Raw genomic sequence first — 16,102 nt, forward strand, 5'->3', positions numbered from 1 at the left:
GTACGCGACGGCGGGCCCCTTCCCGTCCCCGGGTCGGTCGCGGCGCGGGCCGGCCGTGGCCGTACAGCGGGGCGCCGAGCGCCCGTTCCCCGAGGGCGCGGCACGCGAAAAAGGGGGCCGGGCCCGCGAGGTCGCGGGCCCGGCCCCCTTTCAGGAGCTACCGGACTCAGCCGATGAGCGAGCGCAGCACGTACTGCAGGATGCCGCCGTTGCGGTAGTAGTCCGCCTCACCGGGGGTGTCGATGCGCACGACCGCGTCGAACTCCTTGTCACCGGCCTTGACCTTGACGGTCTTCGGGGTGCGGCCCTCGTTGAGCTCGGTCACGCCGGTGATGGAGAAGGTCTCCTCGCCGGTCAGGCCGAGGGACTCGGCGTTCTCGCCCTCCGGGAACTGCAGCGGCAGGACGCCCATGCCGATCAGGTTCGAGCGGTGGATGCGCTCGTACGACTCGGCGATGACGGCCTTGACGCCCAGCAGCGCGGTGCCCTTGGCGGCCCAGTCGCGGGACGAGCCGGAGCCGTACTCCTTGCCGGCCAGGACGACCAGCGGGATGCCGGCGGCCTGGTAGTTCTGCGAGGCGTCGTAGATGAACGACACCGGCGCGTCGGCCTGGGTGAAGTCGCGGGTGTAGCCGCCCTCGGTGCCCGGCGCGATCTGGTTGCGCAGGCGGATGTTGGCGAAGGTGCCGCGGATCATCACCTCGTGGTTGCCACGACGGGAACCGTAGGAGTTGAAGTCGCGCTTGTCGACACCGTTGGCGGTCAGGTACTGCGCCGCCGGGGTGCCCGGCTTGATGTTGCCGGCCGGGGAGATGTGGTCGGTGGTGACCGAGTCGCCCAGCTTGGCCAGGACGCGGGCGCCGGCGATGTCGGTCACCGGGCTCGGGGTCTTGGCCATGCCCTCGAAGTACGGGGGCTTGCGGACGTAGGTGGACTCGGCGTCCCACTCGAAGGTGTTGCCGGTCGGGACCGGGAGCGACTGCCAGCGGTGGTCGCCGGCGAAGACGTCCTGGTAGCCCTTGTCGAACATCGCCTCGTCGATGGAGCCGGCGACCGTGTCGGCGACCTCCTGCTCGGACGGCCAGATGTCGGCGAGGAAGACGTCGTTGCCGTCGGCGTCCTGGCCCAGCGCGTCCTTGGTGATGTCGACGTTCATGTTGCCGGCGAGGGCGTAGGCGACCACCAGCGGCGGGGAGGCCAGGTAGTTCATCTTGACGTCGGGGTTGATCCGGCCCTCGAAGTTGCGGTTGCCGGAGAGCACCGAGACGACGGCCAGGTCGGCCTCGTTGACGGCGGCCGAGACCTCCTCGGGCAGCGGGCCCGAGTTGCCGATGCAGGTGACGCAGCCGTAGCCGACCAGGTTGAAGCCCAGCTTCTCCATGTACGGGAGCAGGCCGGCCTTCTCGTAGTAGTCCATGACGACCTTGGAGCCGGGCGCCAGGGTGGTCTTGACCCAGGGCTTGACGTGCAGGCCCTTCTCCACGGCCTTCTTCGCCAGCAGGGCGGCGCCCAGCATGACGGAGGGGTTGGAGGTGTTGGTGCAGGAGGTGATCGAGGCGATCACGACCGCGCCGTTGTCGATCTCGTAGGTCGAGCCGTCGGGGGCGGTGACGGCGGTCGGCTTCGAGGCCTCGGCGGAGTAGGTCGGCAGCGCCTCGGCGAACTTGCTCGCGGCCTCGGCCAGGATCACGCGGTCCTGCGGGCGCTTCGGGCCGGAGATCGACGGGACGACGGTGGAGACGTCCAGCTCCAGGTACTCCGAGTACACCGGCTCGTGCGCCGGGTTGTGCCAGAGGCCCTGCTCCTTGGCGTACGCCTCGACCAGGGCGAGCTGCTGCTCGTCGCGGCCGGTCAGGCGCAGGTAGTTGATGGTCTCGGCGTCGATCGGGAAGATCGCGCAGGTCGAGCCGAACTCCGGCGACATGTTGCCGATGGTGGCGCGGTTGGCCAGCGGGATGGCGCCGATGCCGTCGCCGTAGAACTCGACGAACTTGCCGACCACACCGTGCTTGCGCAGCATCTCGGTGATGGTGAGCACCAGGTCGGTGGCGGTGGTGCCGGCCGGCAGCTCGCCGGTCAGCTTGAAGCCGACCACGCGCGGGATCAGCATGGAGACCGGCTGGCCGAGCATCGCGGCCTCGGCCTCGATGCCGCCGACGCCCCAGCCCAGCACGCCCAGGCCGTTGACCATGGTGGTGTGCGAGTCGGTGCCGACGCAGGTGTCCGGGTAGGCCTGGCCGCCGCGGACCATGACGGTGCGGGCCAGGTGCTCGATGTTCACCTGGTGGACGATGCCGGTGCCCGGCGGGACGACCTTGAACTCGTCGAAGGCGGTCTGGCCCCAGCGCAGGAACTGGTAGCGCTCCTTGTTGCGGCCGTACTCGATCTCGACGTTCTGGGTGAACGCGTCCTTGGTGCCGAACTTGTCGGCGATGACCGAGTGGTCGATGACCAGCTCGGCCGGGGCCAGCGGGTTGATCTTGGCCGGGTCGCCGCCCAGCTCCTTGACGGCCTCGCGCATGGTGGCGAGGTCGACCACGCACGGCACGCCGGTGAAGTCCTGCATGATCACGCGGGCCGGCGTGAACTGGATCTCCTGGCTCGGCTGGGCGTTCTCGTCCCAGTTGCCGAGGGCGCGGATGTGGTCGGCGGTGATGTTCGCGCCGTCCTCCGTGCGGAGCAGGTTCTCCAGCAGCACCTTGAGGCTGTAGGGCAGCCGCTCGGAACCCTCGACGGCGGAGAGCTTGAAGATCTCGTACGACTCGTCGCCCACCTGCAGCGAGCTGCGGGCGTCGAAGCTGTTCGCGGACACGACTGACTCCTTCTGGGTGCTTCGTGCGGTATCCGGCGCGCACGCGGTGGTAAGGTCAGCCTTACTTAGGCTTGCCTTGCCGCGTCACCGGCGAGCGCCTCTCGGCAAGTATCTTGATGTCGAGATAAATCGTAAGGGGCAGTTATCTCGATGTCGAGATAAACCATAGTGCATGCCGCCGTCCACACCACCGCAGGCATGCCCCCGGTCCACCTTCACCTCCTTTCGCCCTGCCCGCACCCGTAACGTCCGCGCCGGGCTCGGGCGTCCAGTCGGGCACAGGGGCGGACGACGCCCGGCACACGGGGTGCGAGGGGACAGCGTGATCCGGAAGACACGACGGGCCGAGGAGGCCGCGGAGTTCGAGGCCTTCGCGCACAGCCGGGGGCAGCGGCTCTTCCGCACCGCACTGCTGCTCTGCGGCGACTGGCACCTGGCCGAGGACCTCACCCAGGTCACCCTCGCCAAGCTCTTCGCCGCCTGGCCCAAGGTCCGCCGCGCCGAGAACCAGGACGCCTACGCCCGCAGCGCCCTCGTGCGCAGCTACCTCTCGCACCGCAGGCTGCGCCGCACCGGCGAACGGCCTTCCCTCGGCGAACTCCCCGAAGGCGTCGCCCCCGGCGACGACCCGGCCCTGCGGATCACCCTGCTCACCGCGCTCGCCGAACTCACGCCCCGCGACCGGGCCGTCCTCGTCCTGCGCTACTGGGAGGACCGCAGCGTCGCCGAGACCGCCGCCGAACTCGGCCTCAACCAGGGCGCCGTCCGCGCCCAGTCGCTGCGCGCCCTCGGCCGGCTGCGCGCCGTCCTCGGCCCGGACGCCGCCGAGCACCTCGCCCGCTCCTGACGCCCTCCGCACCACCTTCCGTGCAGTTCCCCGTCGGAAAGGAAACCCCAGCCATGAACGAACCGGACGCGGACGGCCGCAAGCTGTCCGCCGCCTTCGAACGGACGATGGACGGCCTCGGCCCCGAGCTCGGCCCGCTGGTCGCCGCCAGCGCCCGGCAGGGCCGCTCGATCCGCCGCCGGCGCCGCCTCACCGTCGCCGGTGCCGTCACCGCCGTGGCCGCCCTGGCCATCGGCGACACCGTCGCCCTGCGGCCGGGCGACGGCGGCACGACGGCGGTCGGACTGTCCGCCGCCTCCCCCACCGCCTCGCCCAGTGGCACCGACACCCCCGCGCCGACCCCGAGCCGGCGCTTCCCGCAGCCGCTCCAGCGCACCGAGGACACCGTCGAACCCCCGCTGCCGGGCAGCGGCCAGCACACCGGCAAGGTCGCCCTGACCGGCCGCACCGCGCTGTCCGCCCTCGTCAAGGCACTGCCCCAGGCCGGCCGGACCTCCGGCTACGCCGGCCACTCCGCACTGATCAAGGCGAACGCCGCCGACCCCGGCAGCGTGCTCACCATGGCCAACATGCTCTACGACGACGGCGCCGGCCCCGCCGACGTCCGGATCATGATCGAAGGAGGCCTCGGGGACCGCATCAAGCGCGACTCCCACCCCAACGAGGAGGACCTGATGAGCTGCTCGGTCATCAACCGGGGCGGCCAGTTCCGCTACTGCTCCGACAGCGTGCTCCCGGACGGCAGCCACCTGCTGCTCATGGAACGGGTCACCGGCGACATCCTCTCCCGCTCGGTCAGCCTGCTGCGCGCCGACCAGGCCAGGATCTCCGTCAGCGCCACCAACGCGGCCGAGGTCGCCGACCACGCCAAGGTCCAGGTGGTCCGCGAAGGACTGCCGCTCACCCTCGACCAGCTGAAGGCCGCCGCGATGTCCCCCGACCTGCCGGAGTGGATCACCCCCGAGCAGGCCAAGGACGCCGAGCACACGATCCGCCCGTTCCGCGACGACACCCCCGGGCGGACCGGGCCGTCCACCTCCGCGACCCCGAAACCCGGCGCCACCGGGTGACGCCCCGCCCGGTACGGTGGCCGGAGTGGTGACAGGCAGAGGGGGCCGACAGTGATCGTGGTGGACGCGTCCGCGCTGGTACTGGCGCTGGCCGACGAGGGCCCGCGCGGAACCAACGCCCGGGCCGAACTCGCCGCCGGCGGCGAGTGGTTGGCCCCCGAGCACATCACCGTCGAAGTGATGCAGTCGCTGCGCGGCCTCTACCTGGCCAAGGAGCTCACCGCCGCACGGGTCGCCGAACTCACCGGCGAGCTGGCCGCGGTGGCGATCCGCAAGGTCGAGGTGGCACCGCTGCTCGGCCGGATCTGGGAGCTCAAGGACAACCTCACCCCGGACGACGCCGCCTACGTCGCGGTCGCCGAGCGGTACGGGGTGCCGCTGGTCACCGCCGACCTGCGGCTGATGCGGGCCAGCGGGCCGCGCTGCGAGATCCGGGGCATCCGACCGGACGCCTCCTGACGGCCGGACGCGTACCCGCAACGACGTCAACGGCGCCCTCCCACGGGCCGACACCGTTGGCAGGCCGACACCCTTGGCAGGGCGACACCGTTAGCAGGGCGACCGTCGCCCCGCCCCCGGAAGGCCCGCCCGATGACCGCTCCGCTCGCCGCCGCCCTGCTGCCGCTGGCCCTGCTCGCCCCGGCCGCCTCGCCGGTCTCCGTCGTCGACGCCGACTTCGACCCGGCCACCGCGTTCGTCCCGCCGGCCGCGATCAGCTACGCCCAGGACCTGGTCCCGTACGGCTCGCACGCCCGGGTGGTCACCGACCGCTCGACGCCCGGGCGGACGGTGCTCACCCTGACGGCGACCGGGCTGGCCCCCGCCCACGAGTTCCCGGTGCACCTGCACACCGGCAGCTGCGGGGCCGACCCGGCCGCCTCCGGGCCGCACTACCAGGACGCCGTCGACCCGGTGCAGCCGTCCACCGACCCGGCGTACGCCAACGCCCGCAACGAGCTGCGGATGGTGCTGCGCACCGACGCGCACGGCGACGGCACCGCCTCGGCCGCCGTGGCGTGGCAGCCGCGGCCGGGCGGGGCGCGCTCGCTGGTGCTGCACGCGGGCACCCCGGCCGGGCCGCACGCGGCGGGCGACCGGGTGGCCTGCGTGAAGCTGGAGAAGTAGTCGGGCCCTCTCGGCGAGGCCCTCTCGGCGGGGCCCTCGTCGGGCGCCCGCTCAGGCGCCGAGGGTGGCGACCAGCACCGCCTTGATGGTGTGCAGCCGGTTCTCGGCCTGGTCGAAGACCACGGAGTGCGCCGACTCGAACAGCTCGTCGGTGCACTCCAGCTCGGTCATGCCGGTCGCCTCGTACATCTGCCGCCCGAGCGAGGTGCCGAGGTCGTGGAAGGCCGGCAGGCAGTGCAGGAACTTCACGTCCGGGTTGCCGGTGGCCCGGACGGTGTCCATGGACACCTGGTACGGCCCGAGCAGCTCGATCCGCTCGGCCCAGACCTCCTTGGGCTCGCCCATCGACACCCAGACGTCCGTGTAGAGGAAGTCGGCGCCGGCCACCCCGGCGGCCACGTCCTCGGTCAGGGTGATCCGGGCGCCGCTGCGCTCGGCCAGGGCCTGCGCCGCCTTCTGCACGTCCTCGGCAGGCCAGAGCGCGCGCGGGGCGACGATCCGGATGTCCATGCCGAGCAGGGCGCCGGTGACCAGCAGCGAGTTGCCCATGTTGGAGCGGGCGTCGCCGAGGTAGGCGAGCGCGACCTCGGTGAGCGGCTTGGCGGTGTGCTCGGTGACGGTGAGCACGTCGGCCAGCATCTGGGTGGGGTGCCACTCGTCCGTCAGACCGTTCCAGACCGGGACGCCGGCGTACTCGGCCAGCTCCTCGACGACCTCCTGGCCGTGTCCGCGGTACTCGATGCCGTCGAACATCCGGCCCAACACCCGGGCGGTGTCCTTGACGGACTCCTTGTGGCCCATCTGCGAGCCGGCCGGGTCCAGGTAGGTGGTGGTGGCGCCCTGGTCGTGGGCGGCGACCTCGAAGGCGCAGCGGGTGCGGGTGGAGGTCTTCTCAAAGATCAGCGCGATGTTCTTGCCGCGCAGCCGGGGCTGCTCGGTGCCCGCGTACTTGGCCGCCTTCAGGGAGGCGGCGAGGTCGACCAGGAAGCGGAACTCCTGGGGCGTGAAGTCGAGCTCCTTGAGGAAGTGCCTGTTCCGGAGGTTGAAGGCCATGCCGGGCTCCTGGTGTGACGTGGGCGTTGACGGGATCGAGCGGAAGGCGGCAAGTGTATACGAGAGTGCGAATTTATATGCAGAATCGAGGAGGGAGAGGGGGAGCCCCGGACGGAACTCCCCCTCACGGCCGCCGCTACAGGCGCGGGTCGACCGGCTCCGACTCCAGCGCCAGCACCGCGAACACCGGCTCGTGCACCCGCCACAGCGGCTCCCCCGCCGCCAGCCGGTCCAGCGCCTCCAGACCCAGCGCGTACTCGCGCAGCGCCAGCGAGCGCTTGTGGCCGAGCGCGCGCTCGCGCAGCCGGTCCAGGTGCTCGGTGTAGTCCGGGCCGTAGATGATCCGCAGGTACTCCCGGCCGCGCACCTTCACGCCCGGCTGCACCAGGCCGCCCGGGCGGCCCTCGCCGCGGACCGTCCGCACCAGCGAGGCCAGCGGCTTGACCACCATGCCCTCGCCGCCCGCACCGGTCAGCTCCTCCCACCAGGCGGTGCCGGCGGCCACCGAGGCCTCGTCCCCGGTGTCGACCAACAGCCGGCCGGTGCGCCGCAGCACCTGCGTCCCCACCTCCGCCGACCCGGCCTCGTCGGCGTCGACCAGGCGGTCGATCCGGGCCAGGTGCTCGTCGTGCGGGCGCACCGCGAGGTTCACGCCCTCCGCGGCGAGCAGCTGGAACGGCGCCAGCCGGATGCCCGACAGCCCCTCGGTCGGCCAGCAGTAGCGCCGGTACGCCTCGGTGAAGGCCCGCGCGTCCGCCGAGCGCCGCCGCTGCCGGGCGGTCAGCTCCGCCAGGTCCAGCCCGCGCCCGGCGGCCCGCTCCAGCGCGGACAGCACCTCGGGCAGCGCGGCGCCGGCCGCCGCGCCGACCGCCGCGTACTGGCGGCGCAGCAGCTCCACGGCCTTCAGCGACCACGGCATCAGCTCGGCGTCCAGCAGCAGCCAGTCGGTGCCCAACTCCTCGAACAGGCCCGCCCGTTCGGCCGCCGACCGGACCCGGCCGAGGATCGCCGCGGTCAGCCCGTCGTCGGCCAGGAAGGCCCGGCCGGTCCGGGTCCAGATCGCGCCCGGGCCGGCCGTACCGAAGCGCCGCTCCAGCGCCGCGTCGTCCCGGGAGACCAGCAGCACCGCGCGCGAGCCCATGTGCTTCTCCTCGCACAGGACGTGCCGCACGCCGTCCGCGCGGTAGGCCGCGAACGCGTCCTCCGGGTGCTCCAGGTAGCCGTCCCGGCGGGACGTCGGGGTGGGCGCCATCGTCGGCGGCAGGTAGGCGAGCAGCCGCGGATCCAGCGCGAAACGGCTCATCACCTCCAGCGCGGCCGCCGCGTTCTCCTCCCGGACGGCGATCCGGCCGTGCAGGGCGGTCTCGACGATCCGGCGGCCCGCCACGTCGGCGAGGTCCAGCGGACGGCCCTCGCGGGCGCCCGGCGCGTCCGTGACCAGCGGGCGCACCGGCGCGTACCACTCCCGCTCCGCCTCGACGCCCACCAGCTCGCGCTCCGGGTAGCGCAGCGCCGTCAGGCTGCCGCCGAAGACGCAGCCGGTGTCCAGGCAGATGGTGTTGTTGACGAAGCCCGCGGTCGACACCGGGGTGTGGCCGTACACCACCAGCGCCCGGCCGCGGTACTCCTCCGCCCACGGGTAGCGCACCGGCAGGCCGTACTCGTCGGTCTCGCCGGTGGTCTCCCCGTACAGCGCGTGCGAGCGCACCCGGCCGGAGTTGCGGCCGTGGTACTTCTCCGGCAGACCGGCGTGGCAGACCACCAGAGCGCCGCCGTCCAGCACGTAGTGGCTGACCAGGCCGCGCATGAACGCGCGCGCCTCGGCCCTGAACTCGTCGGACTCCTGGGCCAGTTGGTCCAGCGACTCCCGCAGGCCGTGCGAGACGGTGACCTTCTTGCCGTCCAGCGCGCGGCCCAGCTTGTTCTCGTGGTTGCCGGGCACGCACAGCGCGTGGCCGGCCGCCACCATGCCCATCACCAGGCGCAGCACGCCCGGGGTGTCCGGGCCGCGGTCGACCAGGTCGCCGACGAACACGGCGGTACGGCCCCGCGGGTGGGCGGCGTCCACCGGGCGGCCCTCCTCGTCCCGGACGAGGGTGTACCCGAGGCGGGTCAGCAGGGTCTCCAGCTCGGACCGGCAGCCGTGGATGTCGCCGACGATGTCGAACGGGCCGGTCAGGTGGCGCAGGTCGTTGTAGCGCTTCTCCAGCTCGATCTCGGCCGCCGCCACCTCGGCCTCGCCGCGCAGGACGTGCACCTTGCGGAAGCCCTCGCGCTCCAGGCCCCGCAGCGACCTGCGCAACTCGCGGTTCTGGCGCGGGATCACGTGCGCGGGCAACTGCCGGTCCGGGCGGGAGCGGTTGCGCTCGGCACACACCCCCGGCGGGACGTCCAGCACGATCGCGATCGGCAGCACGTCGTGCTCGCGGGCGATCGCGACCAGCTGCCGGCGGGCCTCCGGCTGGACGTTGGTGGCGTCCACGACGGTCAGGCGGCCCGCCGCGAGGCGCTTGCCGACGATGTAGTGCAGCACGTCGAAGGCCTCGGCGGAGGCCGACTGGTCGTTCTCGTCGTCGGCCACCAGGCCGCGGCAGAAGTCCGAGGAGACCACCTGGGTGGGCAGGAAGTGGCGGCGGGCGAAGGTGGACTTGCCCGCGCCGCTGGTGCCGATCAGCACGACCAGGGAGACGTCGGTGACGGGGAGGCGGCGGGGGGCCGCCGGCTCCTGGTCGGGCTTCGGCGCTGCGTCATCGGTCATCGGGGCTCGCCTCCTTCGGGCTTCGCGGGGGTGCCGCTCTCGGTCGTACCGTCGGTCGTGGATTCGGTCGTGGCCTCGGTCGTGGCCTCGACCGGGGCTTCGGTCGTGGCTTCGGTCGTGCCCGCGGTCGGAAACGTCGTACCCGCCGTGAACAGGGCCAGCTGGGTGGGCGCGCCGACCTCCCCGTCCTCCGGGCCGACCGGCCGCAGCTCCACCGCGTAGCCGTACGCGGCCGCGACCTTCTCGGCCCAGGCGCGGAACTCGGCGCGGGACCACTCGAAACGGTGGTCCGCGTGCCGGTGCTCGCCCGCCGGCAGCGTCTCCCAGCGGACGTTGTACTCGGCGTTGGGTGTCGTGACGACCACCGCCCGCGGCCGGGCGGCGCCGAACACCGCGTACTCCAGGGCGGGCAGCCGCGGCAGGTCCAGGTGCTCGATCACCTCGCACAGCACCGCCGCGTCGTAGCCCTTCAGCCGCGCGTCGGTGTACGTCAGCGCGCCCTGCGCCAGCCGCACCCGGGACGCCTGCCGCTCCGGCAGCCGCTCCAGGCGCAGCTTGCGGCGCGCGGCCTGCAACGCGCGCACGGAGACGTCCACGCCGAGGACCTCGGTGAACCGGGAGTCCTTCAGCAGGGCACCGATCAACTCGCCCTGGCCGCAGCCGAGATCGGCGACCCGGGCGGCGCCGGCCTCGTGCAGGGCGGCGAGGATCGCGGTACGGCGCTGCTCGGCGAGGGACGGCGGCCTGGGCTGCTGCTCCTCCGCGGTGGACTCCGCGGTGGACTCCGCTGCGCCCTCCGGCGCGCTCTCCGGGGCCTCCTCGTCGGGGCGGTCGTCGACGGCGTTGTCGATCTCCTCGACCTCGCGGTCGTCCGCCTCCGCCAGCCGGGCCAGCTCCAGGCGCTCCATCGCGGCCCGGGTCAGCGACCAGCGCCGGGCCAGGTAGCGGCGGGTGATCAGGGCGCGCTCCGGGTGGTCGGCCAGCCAGCCCTCGCCGGCGGCGAGCAGCTTGTCCACCTCGTCCGGCGCGACCCAGTAGTGCTTGGCGCCGTCCAGCACCGGCAGCAGCACGTACAGCTGCTGCAGGGCGTCCGCCAGCCGGGCCGCGTCCGAGGACAGCTCGACCCGCACGTACCGGGACTCGCCCCACTCCGGGAACGCCTCGTCCAGCGGGACCGCCGCCGCCTCGACCCGCCAGCCCAGCGGCTCGAACAACCGGGCCACCATGGCCGGCCCGCCGCCCTCGCCCGCGCCGTTCGCCGGCACGGCGGGCAGCGCGATCCGCAACGGGCGGGCCCGGCCGGGCAGCTCGGGCCGCAGCGGGCAGTCGCCCTTCATCGCCGAGCGGAACACCGTGCGCAACGCCACCGCGAGCAGCGAGGACGCCGCGTACGGGCGGTCGTTGACGTACTGGGAGAGCGCGAAGTCCGGCGAGCCGCCACGGCCCTTGCCCCGGCCCTTGCGGACCAGCGCGACCGGGTCGACGTCCAGCAGCAGCGCGGCCGTGCACAGCTCCTCCCCCGCCTCGGGGTAGAAGACGTGCGCCTCGCCGTGCGACGTGCTGAACCGCTGGACCTTGCCGGGGTGCTTGTGCAGCAGGAACCCGAGATCCGTGGCCGGGCTCTCGGCGCTGCCGGTGGTGGAGATCGACATGAACACCCGAGCGAGTATCGCCGACCGCAGGGGCGCTGAGCACCGGGTTTTCCCGCCCGGCGGGTGCGCGCGGGCCGCGCGTCCGGACGCTGGGCGTGTTCGGCAGCGGGCCCCGGCATTGGTTAACGTGCTCGGTGTGACTGCTGAATCCACCACCCCCCGCCCGAACGGTGCCGTGGCCACCGGCCTGGCCACCATCGCCGCCGACGGCACCGTCCTCGACACCTGGTACCCGGCCCCCGCGCTGGCCGACGAGCCCGGCCCGGCCGGCACCGTCCGCCTGACCGCCGAGCAGGCCGAGGCCGAGCTCGGCGCCGGCGCCGCCGAGGCACTGCGCACCGACGCCCGCCGCGGCGTCGAGGTCGTCGCCGTGCGCACCACCATCGCCTCGCTCGACGAGAAGCCCCTCGACACGCACGACGTCTACCTGCGGCTGCACCTGCTCAGCCACCGCCTGGTCCAGCCGCACGGGCAGAACCTGGACGGCATCTTCGGGCTGCTCGCCAACGTCGCGTGGACCAGCATCGGCCCCGTCCCGGTGGACCAGGTCGAGCAGGCCCGCCTCGCGGTGCGCGCCCAGGGCGGCCAGCTGGCCGTGTACGGCGTCGACAAGTTCCCGCGGATGACCGACTACGTCGCCCCGGGCGGGGTGCGCATCGCGCACGCCGACCGCGTCCGGCTCGGCGCGCACCTGGCCGCCGGCACCACCGTGATGCACGAGGGCTTCGTCAACTTCAACGCCGGTACCCTCGGCACCTCGATGGTCGAGGGCCGGATCAGCGCGGGCGTCGTCGTCGGCGACCACAGCGACATCGGCGGCGGCGCCTCGATCATGGGCACTCTGTCCGGCGGCGGCAAGCAGGTCGTCTCGGTCGGCCAGCGCTGCCTGCTCGGCGCCAACGCGGGCATCGGCATCTCGCTCGGCAACGACTGCGTCGTCGAGGCCGGCCTGTACGTCACCGCCGGCACCCGGGTCACCACCCCGGACGGCACGGTCGCCAAGGCCGTCGAGCTGTCCGGGCAGGACAACCTGCTGTTCCGCCGCAACTCGCAGACCGGCGCGGTCGAGGTCATCGCCCGCTCCGGCTCCTGGGGCGGCCTGAACGCCGACCTGCACGCGCACAACTGACCTTCGGGGCACCGGATCCCGGGCCCGGACGCCGGATTCCCGGCGGCCGGGCCCGTTCGTTCTCCCGGGTGCTTCAGGACGGTTTGCGGTGGCGGCCCGGCGCCTTGTCCGGCCGACCCGGGGTCGGGTGGCCCGGGGTCGGGTGGCCCGGGGTCGACCCGTCCGACCTCACCACGCCGTCGCCCTCGACGCCGTACAGCGCCCGCTGCGCGGCGGCGTAGTCCTCCACCACCGCGTCGGGCAGCCACTGGTAGCCGTCCCAGCGCATGATCAGCCGCGGCTCGTCCGGCGTCACGTGGGCGCCGACGCGCTGCCCGTCCGCCAGCCGCACCGCCCGCAACTTCCCGACCGGGCGCCGCCGTTGCTCCCGCCGCGCGGCCCACTCCGCCAGCGACTCGTCCTCGTCCTCACGCATCGCCCCAGTCTGGCCTGCCGGGCGGCGGCGCGGCACCCGGCTTCACTCGTCCGGGGGACGGCGGCGTTCGCGAATCACCCTTCGTCGGGCGTGAGTTCGGCGGCGAGGCGGCGCAGCTCCGGCCCGTACTCGGGGTCGGCGAGGGCGGTGGCGAACTGGGCGCGCAGGTAGGCGACGGGGTTGCCGGTGTCGTACCAGGTGCCGTCGATGACCTGCCCGTACACGGCGCGGCGGGCCGCGTAGGCGTTGATCGCGTCGGTCAGGTACACCTCGTCCTCCGGCTTCTCGTGCCAGCGGCGGGTGAGTTCGCGGATCTCGTCGACGATGCCCGGGGTGACCACGTAGCCGCCGATGGCCGCGTAGGCGGACGGCGCGTCGGCCGGCTTCGGCTTCTCCACCAGGCCGCTGATCCGCAGCGACCCGCCGCCGAGGTCCTCCTTCACCACCGGCACGCCGTAGCGGTACGAGTCCTCCGGCGCCATCGGCATCAGCGCCAGCACCGGCGCGTTCGTCTGCTCGTACGCCCGGACCAGCTGCTGCGCGCGGGGCACCTCGGCGACGAACACGTCGTCCGGCCACAGCACCAGGAACGGCTCGTCCCCGAAGTGCCGCGCCGCGTTCAGCACCGGGGTGCCGTTGCCGTACGGGCCCTGCTGGTAGAGGTAGCTGATGTGGCCCTTGCGGGCCAGCTCCCCGATCTCCTCGACGGCGTCCGCGAACGCCGCCTTGCCGTCCCGGCGCAGCTGCTCGACCAGCACCGGGTTGGGGCGGAAGTGCTCCTGGATCAGGCTCTTGTCGCCCGACACGACGATGGTGATGTCGGTGACGCCGGAATCCACCAGCTCCCGGACGGTGTGCTCGATCACCGGCTTGTCCCCGACCGGCAGCATCTCCTTCGGGGTCGCCTTGGTCATGGGCAGCAGCCGGGAGCCCAGCCCCGCCGCCGGGATGACGGCACGGCGGATCGTCTTGGGAGCCATGTGACCCTCTCTCAGGTGTGTCGACACTCGCGCGCGGCCGCCGTCCCACCGCGGCCGTCGGCCGACGCTACCAACGCCGCGGGCATGATCATCCACCGTGCGGGATCGGGAAGTTGAACACCTTCGCACGGTCGGCCCAACAGCGCGGCGCGAGGTTGACGCCGGCTGCCACGGCCGGTCCGCCCGGGGGCCAATTTTCGCCCTTCATGGGCTGAGGGCCCAGGCGGCTCAGCTTTTCAGCGGCACCCACCGATCGGCCCGCGCGAGAACCGCAAGCCGCACCCCGCCCCGAACCGGCTACCCCCCGAGGGGCCCTCTGGCTCCCTGTGCCGCGACCCGCGACACCAAGGGCCAATTCTCACCCTGAGTCGCCCCAGCATCGGCGGACGGACACCGCCCGCCCCGAGGCTTGGACCCTCCTTCTCAGCGCCCGGGGGTCGACCCGGGTCGGTGAAAGAAGGAAACCAACGACCAAGGCCGTGACAGAATGGTGAATCGAGCTCACTCACGGTTCATTCATCTCGTCCGGCGACCAGGGCGGGGGCTTTGATGGACGCGCGAGACGACACCCCATCGGTCGAGCAGGCTGCCGAGGTGTTCGCGGCAGAGCTCGCCTACTGGCGTGAGGTGCGCGGACTGCCCAGGCGGGAACTGGCCCGCAAGATGGGGTTCGACCCCTCGTACGTGAGCCACGTGGAGTCTGGGCGGCACAAGCCGACCGAGGACTTCGCTCGCCGCGCAGAGGAAACCCTCAATGCGGGCAAGGCCATTTGGACGCGCTGGCTGGAGTACGAGGCCGCCAAGTCCCGTACGGCGCCATCCGCGACCCCATCAGCTCCGCGCCGGCCCGAGCAGCCGTACGCGACGGGTTCAGCGATCATCGTGGCGCACGACGGCGCCCGGCTGGATTACGACGGCTCCGAGTACCGGCTGACGATGCGCCGACTGCTGCGGAACACCGGCAGCGAACCGATCACCCGCTACCTGATCCGCATCAGCGTCGACCGCTACCCCGGCGAGCCCGAACGCTCCAACGCCCACTACCGCGAACACCCGCTGACCTGGGGCGAACTCGCACTCACCGCGAACTGCCGCGGAGAGGCGATGCGCTGGCAGGCCAAGCACGACCGCGACGCGTTCAAGGAGGTGTGGCTGCTCTTCGAGAACGAGCACGGCCGCTTCCCGCTCTACCCAGGCGAGGAGATCTGGATCGAGTACGCCTACTCGGTCGGCGAGGAAAGTGGGGCCGCTGGTTCCAGCGCGCGGTCCGCCTGCCCACCGAGCATCTGGAAGTCGAACTCGCCTTCCCGGCCGACCTCGACCCAGCGGTGTGGGGCATGGAGACGTCCATGACTGCCGAGGCAGCACCCTTGCGGACCGCCCCGATCCGTCGTGATGAGGACGGGATGCGCGTCTTCTCCTGGAGCACCTCCGCACCAGCCCTCCACGCCCGGTACCGTCTCGAATGGCGATTCCGGGCCCAACCCGAACGCGACACGACCCAAGGGGAGTTCAGGTGATCCAGGTGCGGCCCAGCGAGCAGATGCGTGATCTCGGCGTCGTCCAGGAAGGCGACCCCGTCCTCGCCGAGCCCGCCCGCCCGTTCGACCTGCCCGCCGAGCGCCAGGCCGCCGAGCAAGTGATCGAGAGGCTGTTCGCCGCAATGGAGCGCATCAGCCAGGTCCACCCTTTCGCCAAGGGGATGGGCATCGCGGCGCCCCAGATCGGGATCGGCAGGACCGTGGCCGTCGTCCAGCCGGCGGAACCCGGAGCACCGGCGATCGTCCTGCTCAATCCGACGATCATCGACCGTTCCAACGAGACGGACGACCAGTACGAAGGCTGCCTCTCCTTCTTCGACGTCCGCGGCGTGGTCCCCCGACCATTGCGGATCACCGTGGAGACCACCACGCTCGATGGTCGGCTGGCGGCCACCACGTACGAACGAGGACTCGCTCGCCTGATCCACCACGAGATCGACCACCTCGACGGCCTGCTCTACACCGCGCGGATGCGTAACGGCGTCGCACCCATTCCCGTCGAGCAGTATCGGCAGAGTGGCCACGCCTGGGCCTACGAGCAGTAAGCGAGGCACAGAGCACCGGCGCGGCCGGGGGCAGTAACCACCAGCCCAGCACCGACGAAATGGCGTTGACCTCAAGGGATTTCTGGGCGCCCGGCGCGGCGAGCTCGCCGCGCCGGGCGCCAATATTTGCCCCGCACATTTCCCGGGGCCCCTCCCCCTCCCCCCGCCCCTCCCC

At 72.6% G+C, this 16,102-nt stretch carries 13 protein-coding genes; 7 read left to right on the forward strand and 6 right to left on the reverse strand.

The genetic code is table 11. The features are described 5' to 3' along the window. Positions 1–166: 166 nt before the first annotated feature. Positions 167–2,812: an aconitate hydratase AcnA gene (gene acnA, locus VM95_RS15500; protein ID WP_045696888.1), complete on the reverse strand. Its 2,646-nt coding sequence runs from the start codon at positions 2,810–2,812 to the stop codon at positions 167–169. A 322-nt stretch (positions 2,813–3,134) separates the two neighbouring features. Here acnA and VM95_RS15505 point away from each other — a divergent pair, with 322 nt between their 5' ends. From VM95_RS15505 to VM95_RS15520, 4 genes are all read left to right on the forward strand, one after another. Continuing rightward, complete coding sequence (locus VM95_RS15505) at positions 3,135–3,659, forward strand: SigE family RNA polymerase sigma factor (RefSeq protein ID WP_244178780.1); 525 nt, start codon at positions 3,135–3,137, stop codon at positions 3,657–3,659. Between the two features lie 53 nt (positions 3,660–3,712). Beyond that, on the forward strand, positions 3,713–4,729 hold the full coding sequence (locus VM95_RS45195; protein ID WP_045696890.1) for a hypothetical protein: 1,017 nt from the start codon (positions 3,713–3,715) through the stop codon (positions 4,727–4,729). A gap of 60 nt (positions 4,730–4,789) precedes the next feature. Further along, a complete protein-coding gene (locus tag VM95_RS15515) occupies positions 4,790–5,188 on the forward strand; it encodes a type II toxin-antitoxin system VapC family toxin (RefSeq protein WP_208615461.1) in 399 nt (132 codons plus the stop codon). 132 nt (positions 5,189–5,320) lie between these two features. Further along, positions 5,321–5,854, forward strand: coding sequence for a superoxide dismutase family protein (locus tag VM95_RS15520; protein ID WP_045696894.1), 534 nt, complete (start codon positions 5,321–5,323; stop codon positions 5,852–5,854). 51 nt (positions 5,855–5,905) lie between these two features. Here VM95_RS15520 and argF read toward each other — a convergent pair whose 3' ends face one another. From argF to VM95_RS15535, 3 genes are all read right to left on the reverse strand, one after another. Continuing rightward, on the reverse strand, positions 5,906–6,907 hold the full coding sequence (gene argF, locus VM95_RS15525; protein WP_045696896.1) for an ornithine carbamoyltransferase: 1,002 nt from the start codon (positions 6,905–6,907) through the stop codon (positions 5,906–5,908). 136 nt (positions 6,908–7,043) lie between these two features. Next, on the reverse strand, positions 7,044–9,665 hold the full coding sequence (locus VM95_RS15530; protein WP_045696898.1) for a polynucleotide kinase-phosphatase: 2,622 nt from the start codon (positions 9,663–9,665) through the stop codon (positions 7,044–7,046). Continuing rightward, a complete protein-coding gene (locus VM95_RS15535; protein ID WP_078859946.1) occupies positions 9,662–11,323 on the reverse strand; it encodes a 3' terminal RNA ribose 2'-O-methyltransferase Hen1 in 1,662 nt (553 codons plus the stop codon). Before VM95_RS15535 ends, VM95_RS15530 begins: the two co-directional genes overlap by 4 nt. A gap of 130 nt (positions 11,324–11,453) precedes the next feature. Here VM95_RS15535 and dapD point away from each other — a divergent pair, with 130 nt between their 5' ends. After that, positions 11,454–12,446 carry a 2,3,4,5-tetrahydropyridine-2,6-dicarboxylate N-succinyltransferase gene (gene dapD, locus VM95_RS15540; RefSeq protein WP_045696900.1) on the forward strand — a complete coding sequence of 331 codons (993 nt, stop codon included), beginning with the start codon at positions 11,454–11,456 and terminating at the stop codon, positions 12,444–12,446. Between the two features lie 73 nt (positions 12,447–12,519). Here the strand turns inward: dapD and VM95_RS15545 are convergent, their stop codons facing one another. Then, the gene (locus VM95_RS15545) at positions 12,520–12,861 is read right to left on the reverse strand and encodes a DUF6087 family protein (protein ID WP_045696902.1); all 342 of its coding nucleotides are present in this window, start codon (positions 12,859–12,861) and stop codon (positions 12,520–12,522) included. 74 nt (positions 12,862–12,935) lie between these two features. Continuing rightward, positions 12,936–13,841 (reverse strand): UTP--glucose-1-phosphate uridylyltransferase, encoded by a 906-nt coding sequence (locus VM95_RS15550; protein WP_045696904.1) that lies wholly within the window; start codon positions 13,839–13,841, stop codon positions 12,936–12,938. A 549-nt stretch (positions 13,842–14,390) separates the two neighbouring features. Between VM95_RS15550 and VM95_RS15555 the strand changes: the two genes are divergently transcribed. Then, entirely contained in the window at positions 14,391–15,194 is an 804-nt protein-coding gene (locus VM95_RS15555; RefSeq protein WP_244178781.1) for a helix-turn-helix domain-containing protein, read from the forward strand. Between the two features lie 163 nt (positions 15,195–15,357). After that, positions 15,358–15,927 (forward strand): peptide deformylase, encoded by a 570-nt coding sequence (locus tag VM95_RS15560; protein ID WP_167352927.1) that lies wholly within the window; start codon positions 15,358–15,360, stop codon positions 15,925–15,927. The last annotated feature ends 175 nt before the right edge of the window (positions 15,928–16,102 follow it).

This window comes from Streptomyces rubellomurinus (assembly GCF_000961885.1).
Classification (GTDB): Bacteria; Actinomycetota; Actinomycetes; order Streptomycetales; family Streptomycetaceae; genus Kitasatospora; species Kitasatospora rubellomurina.

Coding starts and splice junctions, on each gene's coding strand:
- VM95_RS45195 (WP_045696890.1), top strand. CDS start 3,713: ATGAACGAACCGGACGCGGACGGCCGCAAGCTGTCCGCCGCCTTCGAA.
- VM95_RS15520 (WP_045696894.1), top strand. CDS start 5,321: ATGACCGCTCCGCTCGCCGCCGCCCTGCTGCCGCTGGCCCTGCTCGCC.
- argF (WP_045696896.1), bottom strand. CDS start 6,907: ATGGCCTTCAACCTCCGGAACAGGCACTTCCTCAAGGAGCTCGACTTC.
- VM95_RS15530 (WP_045696898.1), bottom strand. CDS start 9,665: ATGACCGATGACGCAGCGCCGAAGCCCGACCAGGAGCCGGCGGCCCCC.
- VM95_RS15545 (WP_045696902.1), bottom strand. CDS start 12,861: ATGCGTGAGGACGAGGACGAGTCGCTGGCGGAGTGGGCCGCGCGGCGG.
- VM95_RS15550 (WP_045696904.1), bottom strand. CDS start 13,841: ATGGCTCCCAAGACGATCCGCCGTGCCGTCATCCCGGCGGCGGGGCTG.
- VM95_RS15555 (WP_244178781.1), top strand. CDS start 14,391: ATGGACGCGCGAGACGACACCCCATCGGTCGAGCAGGCTGCCGAGGTG.